The following is an 18,615-nucleotide window of genomic DNA, read 5'->3' on the forward strand; positions in this document are numbered from 1 at the left end:
GTGTCCGCCATGACCACCACCGGCACGCCTTCGCAGCAGGGGCCGGGCGCCATGCCCGCCGCCCGCGCCGCCGCGTGCCCCCGGGGTGCCGCCGCCCGCGCCTGTCGCAGCTGTATGCGGGCGGTACGTCGCGCCTGACGCCCTGTAGCCCGGGTGTCCCCGCTCGCCGTCGTATCGCCGTTTCCGGCCCCCACCCGCTTTCCTCCCCCGGAGTCGCACCAGCATGTCCACACCTCCCGTCCTCCGCGCCGTCCGGAAGACCCCCTTCTGGGCCCAGATCGTCGGTGGTCTCGTCCTCGGCGTCGCGCTCGGCTTCCTGGCCCGCAGCCAGGACGTCTCCTGGCTGACCACCACCCTGGAGACCATCGGCAAGACCTTCGTCCAGCTGCTCAAGCTGGCCGTGCCCCCGCTGGTCTTCACCGCGATCGTGGTCTCGGTGGCCAACCTCCGGAACGTCACCAACGCGGCCCGGCTGGCCGTCCGCACCCTGCTCTGGTTCCTGATCACCTCGCTGATCGCCGTCTCCATCGGCCTCGGGCTCGGCCTGCTCACCGACCCCGGCTCCGGCGCCGGGCTCTCCACCAGCGGCCTCAAGGCCCCCGAGGACGCCGGCTCCTGGGTCGACTTCCTGACCGGGATCATCCCGACCAACATCGCCACCTCCTTCGTCGAGGTGAACGTGCTGCAGATCGTCTTCCTGGCGATCGTCACCGGCGCCGCGATCCTCAAGCTCGGCGAGAAGGCCGCGCCGGTGCTCAAGCTCAGCGAGTCCGTCCTGGAGCTCACCCAGACCGCCCTGTGGTGGGTCATCCGCCTCGCCCCGCTCGGCACCCTCGGCCTGATCGGCAAGTCGGTGGCCAAGTACGGCTGGGACCTGCTCAAGCCCTTCGCGACCCTGACCATCGACGTGTACGTGGGCTGCGCGCTGGTGCTCTTCGTCGTCTACTCGCTGCTGCTGCGCTTCGCCGGCGGGCTCAACCCGGTCAACTTCTTCCGCGGTGCCTGGCCGGCCATCCAGCTGGCCTTCGTCTCCCGCTCCTCGGTCGGCACCCTGCCGGTCACCCGCCGGGTCACCGAGCGGCTCGGCGTCCCGCGCGAGTACGCCTCCTTCGCCGTCCCGTTCGGCGCCACCACGAAGATGGACGGCTGCGCCGCGATCTACCCCTCGCTGGCCGCGATCTTCGTCGCCCAGGTCTACGGCATCCACCTCTCCATCGGTGACTACCTGCTGATCGCCTTCGTCTCCGTGATCGGCTCGGCCGCCACGGCCGGCCTCACCGGCGCCATCGTGATGCTCACCCTCACCCTCTCCACCCTCGGCCTCCCGCTGGAGGGCGTCGGCCTCCTCCTCGCCATCGACCCGATCCTCGACATGGTCCGCACCGCCACCAACGTGGCCGGCCAGTCCGTGGTCCCGATCATCGTCGCGGCCCGCGAGAAGACCCTCGACCTCGAGGCCTACAACAACCCCACCGGCGACCTCCTCTCCGAGGACGCCCCGGTGACCGCCGAGAAGGCCGCCGTCGCGGCCTGACCCTGCACCGCTCGGCCCTGCGGCCGGGCCCCTCCCCACGTGTTTCGGGGGCGGGGCCCGGCCGTTGTCGTCCCCGGGGGATACGGTGATCGGATGATCAAGGACGGGGTGAACGGGGTGGACGTGGTGCGGATCAGGCCGAAGGCGTTCCACGAGGCGGTCGCCGCGCAGGGGTGGCGGGTGCTCGGGGAGGGCGGGTGCGCGTACTTCCCGGTGGCGGGGTTCGGGGCCGGGGCGCGGTTCGTGGGGGAGATCGCGGAGCTGGTGGCCGCCGGGGGGCGGGTACCGGACGTGGACCTGCGGCCGGACGGGGTGACGGTGCGGCTGGTCACGGTGACCGAGGACTACTACGGGTTGACCGAGGCGGACGTGGAGCTGGCGCGGGGGATCTCGGGGGTGGCGCGGCGGCTCGGGCTGGTGGCTGACCCGAGCCGGGTGCAGGGGGTGCAGGTGACCCTGGACGCACTGGGGGACGGTGTGGTGCCGTTCTGGCGGGCGCTGCTCGGGTACGACCAGCGCGCGGGGAGCGCGGAGGACCTGATCGATCCGCGCCGCCGCGGCGCGCAGTTCTACTTCCAGCGGATGGAAGAGCCGCGGCCGCAGCGGAACCGGGTGCACGTGGACCTCTGGCTCCCGTACGACCAGGCCGAGGCGCGGGTCGCCGCCGCCCTGGCCGCCGGTGGGCGGCTGGTGACGGACGAACACGCGCCCCAGCTCTGGATCCTGGCCGACCCCGAGGGCAACGAGGCCTGCGTGGGCACCTGCGGTTAAGGCCGACCGGCAATTGGGGGGTGGGAGAAGGAGCGGCGTCCAGACTCGGCCCGGGCGTCGCGCCGCCGCCCCCCAATCGCCGGTCGGCCTAAGGCTGGAGAAGGAACGTGGTGTCCAGGGCGGCCAGGCGGGCCTGGTCGGCCAGGACGTCGATCCGGGTGATCCGGTCCTCGACGACGGTGAAGGCCAGCACGGAGAAGAGCCGGCCGCCCGGGGCGGCGGCGAAGCCGTAGGTGCCGTTGACCAGGACGAGGCGGGATTCGGCGGCGAAGCGGGCGAAGGTGAGGGCGTTGGCGGCGACCGTCTCGGCGCCGTGCAGCTCGCGGTTGGCGCCGGGGGTGAGGGCGCCGTAGTCGGCGCGCAGCAGCACGTCGGGGTCGAGCACGGCGAGCAGGGCGTCGAAGTCGCCCTCGCGCGCGGCGGTCTGGAAGGCCTGGACGGCGGCCCGCTGCCGGCCGAGGTCGGGAGCGGGCGGGGCGGCCGCCCGGACGCGGCGGCGGGCCCGGGCCGCCGACTGGCGGGTGGCGGCGCCGGACCGGCCCGCGACGGCGGCGATCTCCTCGAAGGGCACGGCGAACATGTCGTGCAGCACGAAGGCGAGCCGCTCGGCCGGGGCGAGCGTGTCCAGTACCACCATCAGCGCAAGGCCCAACTCGTCGTCGAGCAGGGCGCGTTGCTCGGGTCCCTCCGGCTGGGTGGTGAGGGAAGGGTCGGGCACGGGGGTCAGGACGGGGTCGGGGACGTGCACGCCGAGCAGGTCCTCCCGCCGGGCGGCCCGGGTGCGCAGCTGGTCCAGGCAGATCCGGCCGACCACCGTGGTCAGCCACCCGGCCAGGTTGGCGATCTCGGTCTCCTCGGTGCGGCTGAGCCGGAACCAGGCCTCCTGGACGGCGTCCTCGGCCTCGGCGAGCGAACCGAGCATCCGGTAGCCCACCGTCCGCAGTAGCGGGCGGTGGGTCTCGAAGCGCTCGGCCAGGTCGGCTGAAGCGGCGTGGTTCTGCGCGGTCACGGGCACGTCCTCGGGTCACGGGCGCCCGGTGTCGGGGCCGTCATGACTATGACGTTCGTGAGCGGGCGAATGTGACAGCGGCGCGTCCGTCAGGGCGGATCGAGCAGCACCAGCCGGGCGCCGAGGGTGGTGAGGGCGGAGAGCAGGCCGGCATGGCCCCGGCGGAGGTGGTGCAGGCCGTGCAGGGTGGAGGTGCCCTCGGCCGCCAGGGCGGCCAGCAGCAGGGCGGTGGCCGTGCGGATGTCGGTGCCGTGCACCTCGGCGGCGCGCAGCGGGGTGCGGCCGTGGACGGTGATGCTCGGACCGTCGGCGTGTAGTGCTGCGCCGAGGGCTGCCAGCGGACGGATGTGGTCGGAGCGTTGGGCGAAGACCCGTTCGGTGAGGGTCGAGGTGCCCGGGGCTTGGGTGAGGAAGGCGGTCAGCTGGGGTTGGACGTCGGTCGGGAAGGCCGGGTGCGGGCCGGTGGCCAGGTGCAGCGGCTGCGGCCCGTCCGGGCAGGTGACGGTGGTGCCGCCGTGCTCCGGGGTGAAGCGGAGCCCGGCGGCGGTGAGGGCCGCCCGCAGGCCGTCCGTGAAGCCGGGGAAGCCGGTCAGGTGGAGGGTGCCGCCGGTGGCCGCGACGGCCAGCGCGAGGGTGGCGGCCTCGGTGCGGTCGGGTGGTACGGCGAAGGCGGCGCCGCCGAGCCGGTCGGCTCCGGTGACCAGCAGCCGGCCGGGTGACCAGTCGAGGTCGAGCCCACAGCGGGTCAACAGCTCCGCCACGGCGAGGATTTCGGGTTCGACGCTGGGGTGGTGGATGGTGGAGGTGCCGGGCGCTCGGGCGGCCAGCAGCAGGGCGGTGACGGTGGCGCCGAGACTCGGGCCCCAGTGGCTGGTGTTTGCATCGAAGCTGAACGGGCGGAGTGGGCCGGCGAGTTGGGCGGTGACCTGGCCTCGGTCGAGCTCCAGCTCGGCGCCGGCGGCTGCCATCGCGGCCAGGTGGCGGTCGATCGGCCGGTGGCAGAAGGCGTCGCCGCCGGGGAGGGGGAAGCGGACCCGCCCGGCCCGGGCGAGCAGGCCGGCGGCGAGCACGGGGGTGATGCGGGTCCGGCGGCCCAGGCGGTCGGGGACCACCAAGTGAGCTGGAGCGTCCGGGGGTTCGTCGGGCGGCCGGGTGCGGAAGACGCCGTCCCGGAAGGTGGCCGGGGTGCCGGTCAGAGTGAGGATCGCGGCGTAGACGGCGGTGTCGGTGATCGCCGGGGCGTTGGTCAAGGTGACCGGCTCGTCGGTGAGTTGGGTGGCGGCGTAGAGGTGGAGTGCGGTGTTCTTGCCGCCCTGGACGGTGGCGCGGCCGTGCAGGGGGCGGCCGCCGGTGATCAGCAGGCGTTCGGCGAGGGGCGGCGGGGGCGAGGACGTCGGCTACGGCAGTGCGGCGCCGGTGCGGGCGGCGTATTCGCGCAGTCCGGGCAGGTCGGGGTCGTGCCGGAGCAGTGCCGGGGCGAGGGCGCGGACGGAGCTGCGGCGCACCTCCTGCGGGGCGGCCCGTTCGGCGGCGAGCAGGGCTTGGAGGGATTGGGCGGGCCGCCCGCAGCGTTCGAAGCAGCGGGCCACGTCGGTGAAGAACCGGGCCCGGATCTCGGCAGTCGGCAGGGTGGCGGGGTCGATCCCCCGGGCCAGGTCCAGGGCGAGCCCGGCATCGCCCAACTCGTAGTGCACGGCGAGTTGGTGGAGTACGGCGGCGCCCGGGCCGCCGAACCGTCCGGAGCCGGCGCCGGCCGCCTGCGAGCAGGCGGTGGCCCGTTCGATCAGCGCGTGGGCCCGGGCCCGGTCGCCCAGTTTGGCGGCGCTGTACGCGGCGGTGGCGTACAGCTCGGCCTGGGCGGCGAGGCGGGCCTGGGCGTCGGCCCCGGGTGTGCCGGGTGCGGCGGGGCCCGGGTCCAGCTCCTCGGCGGCGCGGACGGCGAGCTCGGCGGCCCGGGCGGGGCGGCCCTGGCGGCGCCAGGCGACCGCGACCATCCGCTGGGCCTCGGCGGTGACCAGGGTGTGGCCGGCGGCGCGGGCGGTGGTCAGCGCGCGGTCGGCGGTGACGGCGGCCAGCGTGTCGTCGTCGAGCTTGGTGCAGAGCAGGGCCGCCAGGTTGTGCAGTTGGGCCACCAGCAGGGCGGAGCGTTCGGCCGGGCCGGGCAGCAGCTGGGCTGCGGCGATCCGGCCGGGCAGCGCGTGGGCCAGCTCGGCGTACCGGGCCGCCGCGAACTCCCGTCTGGCGGCCGCGAGTTCTCCGGCCGTCCCGGCCGTCCCGGCGGCGGGTGGGCCGTCGGCCGGGGCGGAGCCGTAGAGCAGCAGTTCGGCCAGGGCGGTCAACGGGCCCGGTCCGTCGGGTGGTTGCTCCTCGGGTGGCGGGGTCAGGAAGTCGGCGTAGCCCGCACCCGGGCGGGCCGGGGTCGCCCGGGTGCGGCGAACGGGCTTGCGGGGCTTGGGGATCAGGGCCGGCTGGGGGTGGCCGAGCAGCTCGTCCAGCTGGAGGTCGAGCGCCCGGGCGAGCCGCCCCAAGGTCTCCACGTTGCGCACCGGGATGATGTCGCGTTCGACCCCCGACATCCAGTCCTCGCTGCGGTCGAGCAGGGCGGCCAGGTCACGCTGGTACCAGCCCTTGCGTCTGCGCCGGGCGGCGATGTGGGCACCGAAGGTCTCGGGTGCGTCGGGGTGTCGGGGCGGGGTGCTGCCACGGTCAATCTCCCACTCTCGGTGATCGTTTGACTACGGCGTGACACCCTGCTGAGTGGGACGCTTCGCCGGGGCGCTCGATCGGGCCCGCTCCGGCTCTGTTGCCGAGTTGTGGAGAATTGCGCCTGGCCGGGCGGCGAGCGCGTCCCGCCGGACCGGCGCATCCGCTCAACTGGGCGCCACCCGAACGGGTGTTGAGGGAGTGTTAATCATGTAATGTCCACGTCATGAAGTCTTCTCGGGCTTGGTCCCTCGTCGGTGTCTCCCTCCTGGCGAGTCTGGTGATCCCGGTCTCCACCGCACATGCGCAGAGCGGTGACTGCCTGGCCGCACGGCCGGTGACGGATGTCGAACAGCAGCGGCTCGCCGACCCCCGGACGGGGCAACTGATCGCGAAGGGCGGGCTGTCGGGCTTCGTCGAGCGCTTCCCGGCCGCGCTCTGCGCGGTGCGGTCGGCGCCCGAGGCGGCCGGGCTGGTGACGGCCTGGGGCTCGGCGCTCTTCGAATCGGCCGTCCGGCGGGCCCAGGCGGCGGCCCCGAGCGGTGGGTTGGCGGCCGGGGACGACCGGCCGCTGTACTGGACCAGGCTCGCCCTGGACGGCCAACTCGACCGCTGGCAGCCGGGGTTCGCGGTGGACCGGGCGGCGGTGCGGCAGCGGTTCGAGGACGCCTCGCGCGGGCTGACCGGCAATGACTTCCGGGGCGCGCTCGGCGTGCGGCGGCTCTTCATCAGCGGCTTCGACCCGTTCGGGCTGGACGCCGAACTGCGGCGGGCCAACCCCTCGGGCTCGGTGGCGCTCGCCCTGAACGGGCGGCGCCTGGCGCTCGCGGACGGACAGCGGGTGGAGATCCGGGCGGTGGTCCTGCCGGTCCGGTACGCGGACTTCGACCGGGGCATCGTGGAGCGGGCGTTCGGCCGGCGGATGGCGCCCGGGCCGCGGGCGGCGGACCGGATCACCACGATCAGCCAGGGCTACCCGGGCAAGTTCACCCTGGAGGCCTGGGCCGGGCGGGCACGGTCCGCCGATCCGTACCCCGACAACCTCGGCGCGCTCTCCGGCGGCACCTACCAACACCCGGTGGTGGCACCGGGGATGGGGCCCGGCGCCCAGTTCATCGCGACCTCGCTGCCGACGGCGGCGATGACCGCCGCCGCACAGGCACCCTGGCCGGTGCTGCTCAACACCCAGGTCTCCGAGATCCCGGCCGGCGGCACCGGGACGGTGGACCGCGCGGACGGCCCCACCCCGGGCTCGACGGCCGTCGCCGGCGGTGGCGGCGGCTACCTCTCGAACGAAGTCGCCTACCGCAGCAACCGGTTGCGCCTGGAGCTCCGCCCCGAGATACCGGGCGGCCACCTGCACACGCCCGTCCTGACCGGCCTCCCGGCGAATCCGCAGGCGCTGACCGGGCCGGAGTTCGAGGCCAACGAGGCTGGTATCCGGGCGGAAGTCCTGACCGTACTGGAGGCAGGGTGGTGAGTTGCACTACCAGGGGCGCGGGGAACTGCGCGACCAGTCACCCACCGATGTGGAGCCTGGATCACGCCCCAGCCCGCGCCCCCGATAGTGCAACTGGATCGGGTGCCGTCAGTGGCTCTCGGCTCCGGGCTGGCCGCGCCGTTCCCCGCGCCCCTGGTAGTGCCGCGCCAGCACAGTGCAGACCATCAGCTGAAGTTGGTGGAAAAGCATCAGCGGCAGCACCAGGATCCCCACCGAGGCAGCCGGGAAGAGGATGGTGGCCAGCGGGAGGCCGTTGGCCAGGCTCTTCTTGGAACCGCAGAACTGGATGGTGACCCGGTCGGCGTAGGGGAAGCCGAGGCGGCGGGCGGCCAGGGAGCTGAGCACCAGCACGGTGCCGAGCAGGGCCAGGCAGATCACGGCCAGCCAGAGGAGTTGGGAGACCGAGACCCGGCTCCAGATGCCCTCCCGGACGCCTTCGGAGAAGGCCGCGTAGACGATCAGCAGGATCGAGCCCCGGTCGACCACCGTGGTCACGGCGCGGTGGCGGGCGATCCAGGGGCCGATCCGGCGGCGGAGCGACTGGCCGAGGGCGAAGGGCACCAGGAGCTGGAGCACGATGTCCAGGAGCTGGCCGCCGCTGACGTGCAGGCCGGTCGCCCCGGCGAGCAGCCAGGTGGCGAGCAGCGGGGTGAGCAGGATGCCGAGCAGGCTGGAGAAGGTGGCGGCGCAGATCGCGGCGGCCACGTTGCCCCGGGCCATCGAGGTGAAGGCGATCGAGGACTGGACGGTGGAGGGCAGCAGGGTGAGGAAGAGCACCCCGGTGGCCAGCTGCGGGGCCAGCACCGAGCCGGGGAGCAGCCGGGTGGCCTCGCCGAGCAGCGGGAAGAGCAGGAAGGTGCAGGCCAGGACGGGCAGGTGCAGCCGCCAGTGGCGGGCGCCGGCCAGCGCCTCCTGCGGGGAGAGCCGGGCGCCGTACAGGAAGAAGAGCAGGCCGACGGCGGCGTTCACGGCGCCGCTCACCGCGGTGGCGGCGGGGCCGGTGGCCGGGAGCAGGGTGGCCAGGCCGACGGTGGCGAGGAGCAGCAGCAGGTAGCCGTCGATGCCGATCCGGTGCAGCCCCCGGTCGACCGAGCGGAGACCTGTGCGGAGCGGGCGCGGTACGGGTGCCATGCGCACGATCATGCCCCGGCGGAGCGGCCGGGGAAGAGGCAGGGGGCCCGCCGTGTCCTGAACGGACGGCGGGCCCCCTTGGTGTTTCTCGTCATGCTCTGGTGACGGCCCCGGACGGCCGTCGGCGGACCCACACGGGGTCCCGAGCGATCAGATCATCAGGAGAGATGAATCAGATGGGGGTGACGTTCTCGGCCTGCGGGCCCTTGGGACCCTGGGTGACGTCGAAGTTCACCTGCTGGTTCTCCTCCAGCGAGCGGAAACCGCTCGCGTTGATGGCGGAGTAGTGGACGAAGACGTCGGGGCCGCCGCCATCCTGGGCGATGAAGCCGAAGCCCTTCTCAGCGTTGAACCACTTGACGGTTCCCTGAGCCATGCCGTTCTCCTTGCGAGGGACGTATTGGACGCCACACCGTGTGGCATCCGGTCCGCTGCGCTGATCGCCCCGCCTCCGGAGTGGGCCCGGAGTTTTTCGATAATGCTGAAAAACTACGAAAAGCCCGCGGTTACATGCTCCGCAGGCTTCAAGTACTGCAAGGGGAATCAAACTGCAACTGGATGGAACGGTAGCACGCGAGGGCGGGGCCGACCAGGGGTCTCCGGAGGCGCGGCGCGAGTGTGTCGACTCCCGGATGACGGGTCACGGGCGGCGCGGGCATACGCTGCGGAGAGGGTACGAACAGCGGGTGCGTAGGGAGATGTGCGGTGACCGGTCCGGAAGCGACGAGTGGCTCGGCGGCGGTAAGGCCCCGGGTGGGCCATATCCAGTTCCTCAACTGCGTGCCGCTCTACTGGGGACTGGGCAGGACGGGCAACCTGCTGGACCTGGACCTGACCAAGGACACCCCCGAGAAGCTGAGTGACCAGCTGGTCGACGGGCGGCTCGACATCGGGCCGATCACCTGCGTGGAGTACCTGCGGCACAGCGAGGAGCTGGTGGTGCTGCCGGACATCGCGGTGGGCAGCGACGGCCCGGTGATGTCCTGCGTGATCGTCAGCAAGCTGCCACTGGCTGAGCTGGACGGGCGGCGGGTCGCACTCGGGTCCACCAGTCGCACCTCCGTGCGGCTCGCCCGGCTGCTGCTCGAGGAGCGCGAGGGCGTGCGGCCCGAGTACTTCAGCGCGCCGCCGGACCTGGCGGCGATGCTGGCCGAGGCGGACGCCGCCGTGCTGATCGGCGACCCGGCGCTGCGGGCCACCCTGGAGGCCGACCGGCTCGACGGGCTCACCGTGCACGACCTGGGCGCGATGTGGAAGGAGTGGACGGGCCTGCCGTTCGTCTTCGCCGTCTGGGCCGCCCGCCGGGAGTACGTGGACCGCCACCCCGAGCTGGTCGGCGCCGTGCACCGGGCCTTCCTCGAATCCCGCGACCTCTCGCTGGCCGAGGCCGCCGAGGTGGCCGAACACGCCGCCCGCTGGGAGAACTTCGACGCGCCGCTGCTGGAGCAGTACTTCAGCAAGGCGCTGGACTTCTCGCTCGGCGACCGGCAGCTGGCCGGCATCGCCGAGTTCGCCCGCCGGGTCGCGGCCGACAGCGGCTTCGAACCCGACGTCCGGGTCACCCTGCTGGAGAGCGCTCCCGCCGCCTGACGGCCGCGGACGGGGCGGCGGAAGGGCCTGGCGTAGGCTGGGCGGGCGTTGGAATCCGAACGACGTCAGCAGAAACGACGTCGGACAGAAAGAAGGCCCGTCAGGTGTCCGAGCACCCTTCCGCCGTTGATCTCCAGGCCGTGCTGGACCGGGCCGCCGCCGGTGGCCGGATCACCCCGGAGGAGGCGCTGGAGCTCTACCGCTCCGCGCCGCTGCACGCGCTCGGCTCCGCTGCCGACGCCGTGCGCCGCCGCCGCTACGCGGGTACCGAGCACATCGCGACGTACATCATCGAGCGGAACATCAACTACACCAACGTCTGCGTGACGGCCTGCAAGTTCTGCGCCTTCTACGTCGCGCCCAAGAGCGACAAGGGCTGGTCGCGCGACCTCGACGAGATCCTGCGCCGCTGCGCGGAGACGGTCGAGCTGGGCGGCACCCAGATCATGTTCCAGGGCGGCCACCACCCGGACTACGGGGTCGAGTACTACGAGACCGCCTTCTCGGCGATCAAGAAGGACTTCCCCGAGCTGGTGATCCACTCGCTGGGTGCCTCCGAGGTCGACCACATGGCCCGGATCTCCAAGGTCTCGGTCGAGGAGGCGATCACCCGGATCCACCGGGCGGGCCTGGACTCCTTCGCCGGGGCCGGCGCCGAGCTGCTGCCCGAGCGCCCGCGCAAGGCGATCGCCCCGCTCAAGGAGTCGGGCGAGCGCTGGCTGGAGATCATGGAGACCGCCCACGGCCTGGGCGTCGAATCCACCTCCACCATGCTGATGGGCACCGGCGAGACCAACGCCGAGCGGATCGAGCACCTGCGGATGATCCGGGACGTGCAGGACCGCACCGGCGGCTTCCGCGCCTTCATCCCGTACACCTACCAGCCGCAGAACAACCACCTGAAGGGCTCGACCCAGGCCACCGTCTTCGAGTACCTGCGGATGATCTCGATCGCCCGCCTCTTCCTCGACAACGTGGCCCACATCCAGGGCTCCTGGCTGACCACCGGCAAGGAGGCCGGCCAGCTCTCGCTGCACTACGGCGCGGACGACCTCGGCTCGGTCATGCTCGAGGAGAACGTGGTCTCGGCGGCCGGTGCCAAGCACCGCTCCAACCTCACCGAGCTGATCCACCTGATCCGGGCCGCCGACCGCGTCCCGGCGCAGCGCTCCACCACCTACGAGCACCTGCGGGTGCTGGACGACCCCGCGAACGACCCGGTCGACCCGCGGGTGGCCTCGCACATCGCCTCCACTGCGATCGAGGGCGGCACGGCGCACCCGGAGCTGAAGATCCTCTCCACCACCTGAGGGCCGGTACCGAGATGCGCACCCTGCACCGGGCCGACCTGCTGCTCACCGGACCGGCCGCCGAGCCGGTCCGGGACGGCGCCGTGCTGATCGAGGGCGACCGGGTGGTCGCCCTCGGGGCGTATCCGGACGTGGCGGAGGTGGCCGATGGGGCGCGTGAGCGGGCGTGGGGCGGGCTGCTCACGCCGGGGCTGCGCAACGCGCACGGGCATTGGCTCCTGGAGACCGCGTACCACCCCGACCCCCGGGAGGAGCTGGGCGACCAGCCGCTGCCGCCGGGGGCGGCCGGGGTCGGCGAGGTGGACGAGGTGCGGCGCGGCCACAGCGCCCGGCGCGGGCTCCAGCGGATGCTCGGGTACGGCACCACGGCGGTGGCCGGGCCGTTCGCGGCGGCGGCGGTGCGGACCGCCGTGGCGCGGTCGGGGCTGGTCGCGACCGGTGGTGACGGTCTTCCCGGCGGGCTCGATCCGCTGGACGGGGCTGCGCTGGGGGCCGTGCTGGCCGGGGCGTTGACGGTGGGTGGCCGGGCGGATTTCGCGGTGTTCGCGGCCGGGTCGGTGGCCGAGCTGGAGCGGAGCGGGGCCGGGTGCTGCCTGGCGACCGTGCTGGGTGGTCGGTTGTCGTACCGACGGCGGTGAAGCGGCGGGGGAGCGGCGGTGATTCTGTGAAAGCTTCCGGGGCGTCAGTCCGATAATCGGTTCCGGATGGGTGAGGGAATGACCGGTTACCGGCGGGTTGACGGCCGAAAGACGGCTCGCATCGGTAATGGTCATACAAACTGATGTGTAGCCGCCGTGACCTGAGGCACCGCCAGCGGTTACGATCCCGGTCAGCCGTTCTCCGTTCCGTCCCGTTCCGGAGAAGGCACCTCACCACCGGGCCCTCCCCAGGCCCACACCAGGACAGGAACCATGCGATCCGCTCTCCGTCCGCGCGGCCCGCGCCTCGGCCGAGGCTGGTACCTCGCCGCCGTGCTCAGTGCCGCGCTCGCGGTCGTGATGTGCCTGCTCGGCTGGCGCCAGGCCGACCAGGCGGACCGGATCGCCGCCCACCCCGTCCGGGTCGAGGGCACCGTCACCCAGCTGCCCTCCGGCAGCGCCACCTACAGCGGGGTCAGCTACCGGGCCGACGGCCAGCTCCGGACGGCCGCCGACCTCTGGCTGCCCGGTGACGTCAAGGTCGGCGACTCGATCTGCCTGGAGCACGCGGCGGCCGACCCCGGTGCCGTCCGGGTCTGCGGCGAGCGGTACCCGCAGCCGGTCGGGATCAGCCTGGCCCGGATCAGCGTGCCGATCGCGCTGCTGCTGTTCGCGGGGTGCGCGTTCCGGATCTGGCGGCACAGCCGGCGGGTGCCGCGGGTGGGTCGTGCGCGGGTCACCGTCGCGTTCGCGGCGGAGGGGATGCCGGCCCTGACGAACGGGAAGCGCTCGCGCCGGAAGCGGCGCCGGCGGCGGTGAGGGCAGGGGGACTCGGCCGGGGTGCCCGCGCCGTTCCCCGCGCCCCTGGTGGTGCGACCCTGGAGCAGGCGCCTCCCCGGGGCCGGGTGTAGGGGTGCATAGGATGGGGACGTGACCCGAGCCTCCCTGGACAAGCAGCCGCACGAAGTCGCCGCGATGTTCGACGACGTCGCGGCGAAGTACGACCGGACGAACGACGTGCTCTCCCTCGGTCAGGCGCGCGCCTGGCGGCGGGCCGTCGCGGAGGCGGTGGGCGCCGGGCCCGGCCAGCGGGTGCTGGACTTGGGGGCCGGGACGGGCACCTCCTCGCTGCCGTTCGCGGCGGCCGGGGCGGAGGTCGTCCCGTGCGACTTCTCGCTGGGCATGCTGACCGAGGGCAAGGCCCGCCACCCCGAGCTGGCGCTGACCGCGGGCGACGCGACCAAGCTGCCCTTCGCGGACGGCTCCTTCGACGCGACCACCATCTCCTTCGCGCTGCGCAACGTGCAGGACACCGACGCCGCGCTGCGCGAGCTGTACCGGGTGACCAAGCCCGGCGGCAAGGTGGTCATCTGCGAGTTCTCCACCCCGACCTGGACGCCGCTGCGAACGGTCTACACCGAGTACCTGATGCGCGCGCTGCCGCCGGTGGCCACCGCCGTCAGCAGCAACCCGGACGCGTACGTCTACCTCGCCGAGTCGATCCGGGCCTGGCCGGACCAGCCGGCGCTGGCCGCGAAGCTCCAGGCGGCGGGCTGGTCGAAGGTGGCCTGGCGCAACCTGACCGGCGGCATCGTCGCGCTGCACCGGGGCTTCAAGGCCTGAGCCCGACCCTGGCTAGACTCGGCCGAACAGCCCGTCAACCACACCTGTCAGCAGGAGCGTGTCCCCGTGTCCCAGACCGCCGTCGATCCGAGCGAGACCAGCGAGACCGTGGAGAGCACCGCGGACGTCATCGTGGTCGGGGCGGGCCCGGCGGGCTCCACCACCGCGTACTACCTGGCGCAGGCCGGTCTCGACGTGCTGCTGCTGGAGAAGACGGAGTTCCCCCGGGAGAAGGTCTGCGGGGACGGCCTGACGCCGCGCGCCACCAAGCAGTTGGTGGACATGGGCATCGACGTCTCCACCGAGAACGGCTGGCTGCACAACAAGGGCCTGCGGATCATCGGTGGCGGCGTCCGGCTGGAGCTGGACTGGCCGGAGCTGGCCTCCTTCCCGGACTACGGGCTGGTGCGCAAGCGGGCCGACTTCGACGAGCTGCTGGCCCGTCAGGCGCAGAAGGCCGGCGCCCGGCTGTACGAGAAGTGCAACGTCTCCGGGCCCGTGCTGGACGACCGGACCGGCAAGATCACCGGGGTCACCGCCAAGCTCGGCGAGGAGAAGCGGCCGGTGGTCTTCAAGGCCCCGCTGGTGGTCGCCGCCGACGGCAACTCCACCCGGCTCTCGCTGGCCATGGGCCTGCACCGCCGGGAGGACCGCCCGATGGGCGTCGCCTACCGCACCTACTTCACCTCGCCCCGGCACTCGGACGACTACCTGGAGTCCTGGCTGGAGCTGTGGGACACCCGAGGCGGCGAGAAGAAGCTGCTGCCGGGCTACGGCTGGATCTTCGGCATGGGCGACGGCACCTCGAACGTGGGCCTGGGCATCCTGGACTCCTCGCCGGCCTTCGGCGAGCTGGACTGGCGCGAGGTGCTCAAGTCCTGGTGCGCGAGCATGCCCGCCGAGTGGGGCTACACCCCCGAGAACATGACCGACCCGATCCGCGGCGCGGCCCTGCCGATGGCCTTCAACCGCCAGCCGCACTACACCCGCGGCCTGCTCCTGGTGGGCGACGCCGGCGGCATGGTCAACCCCTTCAACGGCGAGGGCATCGCCTATGCGATGGAATCCGGCCAGATCGCGGCCCGCGTCATCACCCAGGCCCACGCCCGCGTCACCCCGGCCGGCCGCGAGAAGGCCCTGCACGCCTACCCGTCCGTCCTCAAGGACGTCTACGGCGGCTACTACACCCTCGGCCGCGGCTTTGTGAAGCTCATCGGCAACCCCAAGGTCATGCAGCTCGCCACCCAGCGCGGCCTCACCCACCCCATGCTGATGAAGTTCGTCCTCAAGCTCCTGGCCAACCTCACCGACCCCACGGGCGGCGACGCGATGGACCGGATCATCAACGGCCTCGCCAAGGTGGCCCCCAACGCCTGAGCCGGCCGGAGCCGGGGGCTCGTGAACGGATTCACGAGCCCCCGGGTTCAGACCGTCACGCTCTGCCGGGCGTCGGCCTCCTGGTGGGCGGTCGGCTTGCGGACCAGGGCGAAGACCAGCGCGGCGCCGAGCAGGCCGAGCGCACCGGAGACCAGGAAGGCGTCCCGCAGCCCGTCCGCGAAGGCGCCGTGCACGGCCGGGGCGAGCGCGGGGGAGCGGGTGATCAGTTCGCCGGCCCGGCCGCCGGTCAGTGCCTCGGCCGGGGTGCCGGCCGGGAGGGCGTGGTCGAGGCCGGCCTTGAAGACGGCACCGAGCACGGCGATGCCGAGCGCGTTGCCCAGCTGGCGCGCGGTGTTGAGGGCGCCACCCGCCATCCCGGCCCGGGCCGCCGGGACGGCGGCCATCGCGGCGGCGGCCATCGCCGGCGTGGCCAGCCCGACCCCGGCGCCGGTGACGGCGAGGCCCGGGACGAGGACCGTCCAGCTGGAGCCCGGCCCGATCAGGGCCAGCAGCAGGGCGCCGAGCCCGATCAGGGCCAGCCCGCCGCCGACCGTCCAGTGGGCGGGGGCGCCGTGCAGCCGCTTGCCGGCCACCCCGGCCACCACGAAGGCTGTGATGCTCATCGGCAGCATCGAGAGCCCGGCCGTCACCGGGCCCATGCCCCGGACGGACTGCAGCCAGAGGGAGGTGTAGACCAGGTAGGAGAAGGCGGCCACCGAGAGCAGCAGGCCGCCGACCATCATCCCGGCGAAGGCCGGGCTGCGGAACAGCGCCAGGTCGAGCATCGGGCGGGCGCTGCGCGCCTCGATCAGCAGGAAGGCGAGCAGCGCGAGCGCGGCGAGCGCGAAGAGGCCGAGCGTGGTGGTCGAGCCCCAGCCGTTCTCGCCGACCCGGATCAGCGCGTAGGTGAGCGAGCCGGCCGCGAGCGTGAAGGTCAGCAGGCCGGGCAGGTCGACCCCGGCGGCCTGCGGGTTGCGGGATTCCTTGACCACCTTGAGCGTGACGGCGATCGCCACCGTGCTGACCGGCAGGTTGACGTAGAAGATCCAGCGCCAGTCCAGGTGTTCGGTGAGCAGCCCGCCGAGCACCGGCCCGGCGGCGGCCGCCGCGCCGTTCACCGAGCCCCAGACGCCGAACGCGATCCCCCGGTCGCGGCCCTGGTACGCCTGGCTGAGCAGCGCCATGGTGGTGGCGAACATCGCCGCGCCGCCGATCCCCTGCACGCCCCGGAAGGCGATCAACTGGCCTGGCCCGGTGGCCAACCCGCAGGCCAGCGAGGCGGCGGCGAAGAGGCCGAGCCCGGCCAGGTAGACCGCCCGGCGCCCGATCCGGTCGGCCAGTGAGCCGGCCCCGAGCAGCAGCGCGGCCAGCGCCAGCGCGTAGCCGTCCAGCACCCACTGGAGGTCGGCGAACGTGGTGTGCAGGCTCTTCGCCATGTCGGGCAGGGCGACGGTCACGATCGTGACGTCGACCAGCAGCATGAACGCCCCCAGGCAGACCGCGGTCAGCGGCAGCCACTTGCGCATCGGTAACTCCTCGGACCAGGCCCGGGCAACCGCTGCCCGGGCTGGCCCGACCCTGACATCCGCTGCCAGGAAACACCGCTCCAGCGGTGCTCCGGTGACGGATTCCGACTCCGAGGTGGGGTGCGATGATGGAAAGCATGGACGAGATCGAGGTGCTGGACGAGCTGGACCAGGCCCTGGTGCAGGCGCTCACCGTCGACGGCCGGGTGCCGTTCAGCCGGCTCGCCGAGGTGCTGGAGGTCTCCGACCAGACGGTGATCCGGCGCTACCGGCGGCTGCGCGGGGAGGGCCTGCTGCGGGTGGTCGGCCTGCCGCTGGGCGAGAAGCTCGGGCTGTACGAGTCCTGGCTGCGGGTGCAGTGCACCCCGGACGCCGCGCTCGCGGTGGCCGACGGGCTGGCCCGGCGGCCGGACATCTCCTGGGTGACGCTCAACTCCGGCGGCACCGAGATCCACTGCATCACCCGGGCCCGCAGCCGGCAGGACCGCGACAACCTGCTGCTCCAGAAGCTGCCCGGCACCCGCCGGGTCACCGGCATCGCGGCGCACAGCGTGCTGCGCACCTTCGTCGGCGGCCTGGGCCGCTGGGGCGGCCTGGACGTGCTCACCCAGGCCCAAGTGGCCGCGCTGGAAAGGCCGGTGGACCGCAGCGGGCCCAAGATCCGGCTGGACGAGGCCGAGTCGGCGCTGCTCGCCGAGCTGGGCCGGGACGGGCGGACGGGCTACCCCGAACTCGCCCGCGCCACCGGCCTGTCGGAATCCACGGTGCGCCGCCGGGTGGAGCAGCTGCGGGCCGAGGGAGCGATCTACTTCGACGTCGAGATCGACCCCCGGCACTTCGGCTACCGCACCCAGGCGGTACTGCTCGCCACCGTGCCGCCCTCCGAACTGGCCCAGGCCGGAGCCGAGTTGGGCGGCCACCGGGAGGTGCCGTTCGCCGCGGCGATCACCGGCTCGGCCAATCTGCTGGCCGTGGTGATCTGCCGCGACGACGACGCGCTCTACGAGTACCTGACCACCCGGGTCGGCGCACTGTCCACCGTCCGGCAGCTGGAGGTGGTGCCGGTGCTGCGGACGGTCAAGCGGGCGGGCATGCTCATGGACGGTGCCCGGCTGGTGGACCTCTGAGGCACGGACCGACGAACCGCCCGGCCGGCTCTAGCGGTTGCTGATCCTGACGTGCTTGATGTTGACCGGCAGGTTCGGGAAGCCGTCGCCGGGGGAGTTCTGGTCGTCCTCGCCGCCGGCCGCGATCTTCTGCAGCACGTCCATCCCGGCGGTGATCTTGCCGAACGGGGTGTAGGCGGGGGAGAGCTTGGTGTCCTTCCAGACGAAGAAGAACTGGCTGCCGTTGGTGTTCGGTCCGGCGTTGGCCATCGCCACGGTGCCGGCCGGGTAGGTCGCGCCGGTCAGGTTCTCGTCCGGGAAGGAGTAGCCGGGGCCGCCGCTGCCGGTGCCGGTCGGGTCGCCGCACTGGAGCACCCAGAGCCGCTGGGTGGTGAGCCGGTGGCAGTGGCTGCGGTCGAAGTAGTCGTGCTCGGCCAGGAAGCGGAACGAGAAGGTGGTGCACGGGGCCTTGTCGGTGAGCGCCTGGAAGGTGATCGCGCCCTGGCTGGTGTTCAGCGTCGCGTGGTACGGCTTGGCCGCCTTCTTGGCGTCGAAGACCGGGATGCCCTTGAAGTTGTCGGCGGGCACCGCGGGGGTGTACGTGCAGCTCGCGCTGCCTGCCGCGCCGGCGGCTATGGCGGGCGCGGCGGCGGCCGTGCCGACCGAGGTGGCCAGCGGCAGGGTGGTGGCGGCGAGCAGCAACGCCCAGTGCTTGCGCTTCACGTGACGGGTCCTCTGTGGCGAGTGGGGTGGGTTGTCATGACTTACTCACCCTTGCCCGGCGGAGCGGGTGTTA

The 18,615-nt window shown here is 73.0% G+C and carries 17 protein-coding genes; 10 read left to right on the top strand and 7 right to left on the bottom strand.

The window, feature by feature from the left end; all coding sequences use genetic code 11:
- Positions 1-223: 223 nt before the first annotated feature.
- Together CFP65_RS22500 and CFP65_RS22505 are read left to right on the top strand one after the other, a co-directional pair.
- Entirely contained in the window at positions 224-1,534 is a 1,311-nt protein-coding gene (locus CFP65_RS22500; RefSeq protein ID WP_104817884.1) for a dicarboxylate/amino acid:cation symporter, read from the top strand.
- Positions 1,535-1,627: 93 nt separating this feature from the next.
- Positions 1,628-2,305, top strand: a complete 678-nt coding sequence (locus tag CFP65_RS22505) for a VOC family protein (RefSeq protein ID WP_104817885.1) — start codon at positions 1,628-1,630, stop codon at positions 2,303-2,305.
- An 88-nt stretch (positions 2,306-2,393) separates the two neighbouring features.
- Here CFP65_RS22505 and CFP65_RS22510 read toward each other — a convergent pair whose 3' ends face one another.
- From CFP65_RS22510 to CFP65_RS42175, 3 genes are all read right to left on the bottom strand, one after another.
- Entirely contained in the window at positions 2,394-3,314 is a 921-nt protein-coding gene (locus tag CFP65_RS22510; RefSeq protein ID WP_104817886.1) for a sigma-70 family RNA polymerase sigma factor, read from the bottom strand.
- Between the two features lie 89 nt (positions 3,315-3,403).
- Entirely contained in the window at positions 3,404-4,675 is a 1,272-nt protein-coding gene (locus tag CFP65_RS22515; protein WP_104817887.1) for a UDP-N-acetylglucosamine 1-carboxyvinyltransferase, read from the bottom strand.
- Positions 4,676-4,711: 36 nt separating this feature from the next.
- Complete coding sequence (locus tag CFP65_RS42175; protein WP_104817888.1) at positions 4,712-6,025, bottom strand: helix-turn-helix transcriptional regulator; 1,314 nt, start codon at positions 6,023-6,025, stop codon at positions 4,712-4,714.
- Between the two features lie 218 nt (positions 6,026-6,243).
- Between CFP65_RS42175 and CFP65_RS22525 the strand changes: the two genes are divergently transcribed.
- The gene (locus tag CFP65_RS22525; RefSeq protein WP_158702317.1) at positions 6,244-7,497 is read left to right on the top strand and encodes a pyroglutamyl peptidase; all 1,254 of its coding nucleotides are present in this window, start codon (positions 6,244-6,246) and stop codon (positions 7,495-7,497) included.
- Positions 7,498-7,605: 108 nt separating this feature from the next.
- Here CFP65_RS22525 and CFP65_RS22530 read toward each other — a convergent pair whose 3' ends face one another.
- Together CFP65_RS22530 and CFP65_RS22535 are read right to left on the bottom strand one after the other, a co-directional pair.
- Positions 7,606-8,649, bottom strand: coding sequence for a bile acid:sodium symporter family protein (locus tag CFP65_RS22530; RefSeq protein WP_217368179.1), 1,044 nt, complete (start codon positions 8,647-8,649; stop codon positions 7,606-7,608).
- Between the two features lie 172 nt (positions 8,650-8,821).
- Positions 8,822-9,025 (bottom strand): cold-shock protein, encoded by a 204-nt coding sequence (locus CFP65_RS22535; RefSeq protein ID WP_104817891.1) that lies wholly within the window; start codon positions 9,023-9,025, stop codon positions 8,822-8,824.
- A gap of 329 nt (positions 9,026-9,354) precedes the next feature.
- Here CFP65_RS22535 and CFP65_RS22540 point away from each other — a divergent pair, with 329 nt between their 5' ends.
- The 6 genes from CFP65_RS22540 to CFP65_RS22565 all read left to right on the top strand — a co-directional run bounded on the left by CFP65_RS22540 (position 9,355) and on the right by CFP65_RS22565 (position 15,187).
- Positions 9,355-10,239: a menaquinone biosynthetic enzyme MqnA/MqnD family protein gene (locus CFP65_RS22540; RefSeq protein ID WP_104817892.1), complete on the top strand. Its 885-nt coding sequence runs from the start codon at positions 9,355-9,357 to the stop codon at positions 10,237-10,239.
- Between the two features lie 104 nt (positions 10,240-10,343).
- Complete coding sequence (mqnC, locus tag CFP65_RS22545; RefSeq protein ID WP_104817893.1) at positions 10,344-11,549, top strand: cyclic dehypoxanthinyl futalosine synthase; 1,206 nt, start codon at positions 10,344-10,346, stop codon at positions 11,547-11,549.
- A gap of 14 nt (positions 11,550-11,563) precedes the next feature.
- Complete coding sequence (locus CFP65_RS22550; RefSeq protein WP_104817894.1) at positions 11,564-12,187, top strand: hypothetical protein; 624 nt, start codon at positions 11,564-11,566, stop codon at positions 12,185-12,187.
- A 273-nt stretch (positions 12,188-12,460) separates the two neighbouring features.
- The gene (locus tag CFP65_RS22555; protein WP_104817895.1) at positions 12,461-13,006 is read left to right on the top strand and encodes a hypothetical protein; all 546 of its coding nucleotides are present in this window, start codon (positions 12,461-12,463) and stop codon (positions 13,004-13,006) included.
- A gap of 111 nt (positions 13,007-13,117) precedes the next feature.
- On the top strand, positions 13,118-13,810 hold the full coding sequence (locus CFP65_RS22560; protein WP_104817896.1) for a demethylmenaquinone methyltransferase: 693 nt from the start codon (positions 13,118-13,120) through the stop codon (positions 13,808-13,810).
- A gap of 66 nt (positions 13,811-13,876) precedes the next feature.
- Positions 13,877-15,187, top strand: coding sequence for a geranylgeranyl reductase family protein (locus tag CFP65_RS22565; RefSeq protein ID WP_254552520.1), 1,311 nt, complete (start codon positions 13,877-13,879; stop codon positions 15,185-15,187).
- A 47-nt stretch (positions 15,188-15,234) separates the two neighbouring features.
- Here CFP65_RS22565 and CFP65_RS22570 read toward each other — a convergent pair whose 3' ends face one another.
- Positions 15,235-16,713, bottom strand: coding sequence for an MFS transporter (locus tag CFP65_RS22570; RefSeq protein ID WP_104817897.1), 1,479 nt, complete (start codon positions 16,711-16,713; stop codon positions 15,235-15,237).
- A 137-nt stretch (positions 16,714-16,850) separates the two neighbouring features.
- Between CFP65_RS22570 and CFP65_RS22575 the strand changes: the two genes are divergently transcribed.
- Positions 16,851-17,840, top strand: coding sequence for an Lrp/AsnC family transcriptional regulator (locus CFP65_RS22575; RefSeq protein ID WP_254552521.1), 990 nt, complete (start codon positions 16,851-16,853; stop codon positions 17,838-17,840).
- Positions 17,841-17,870: 30 nt separating this feature from the next.
- Here CFP65_RS22575 and CFP65_RS22580 read toward each other — a convergent pair whose 3' ends face one another.
- Positions 17,871-18,542 (bottom strand): peptidylprolyl isomerase, encoded by a 672-nt coding sequence (locus CFP65_RS22580; protein ID WP_104817899.1) that lies wholly within the window; start codon positions 18,540-18,542, stop codon positions 17,871-17,873.
- Positions 18,543-18,615 lie beyond the last annotated feature (73 nt).

Source organism: Kitasatospora sp. MMS16-BH015 (genome assembly GCF_002943525.1).
Lineage (GTDB): Bacteria > Actinomycetota > Actinomycetes > Streptomycetales > Streptomycetaceae > Kitasatospora.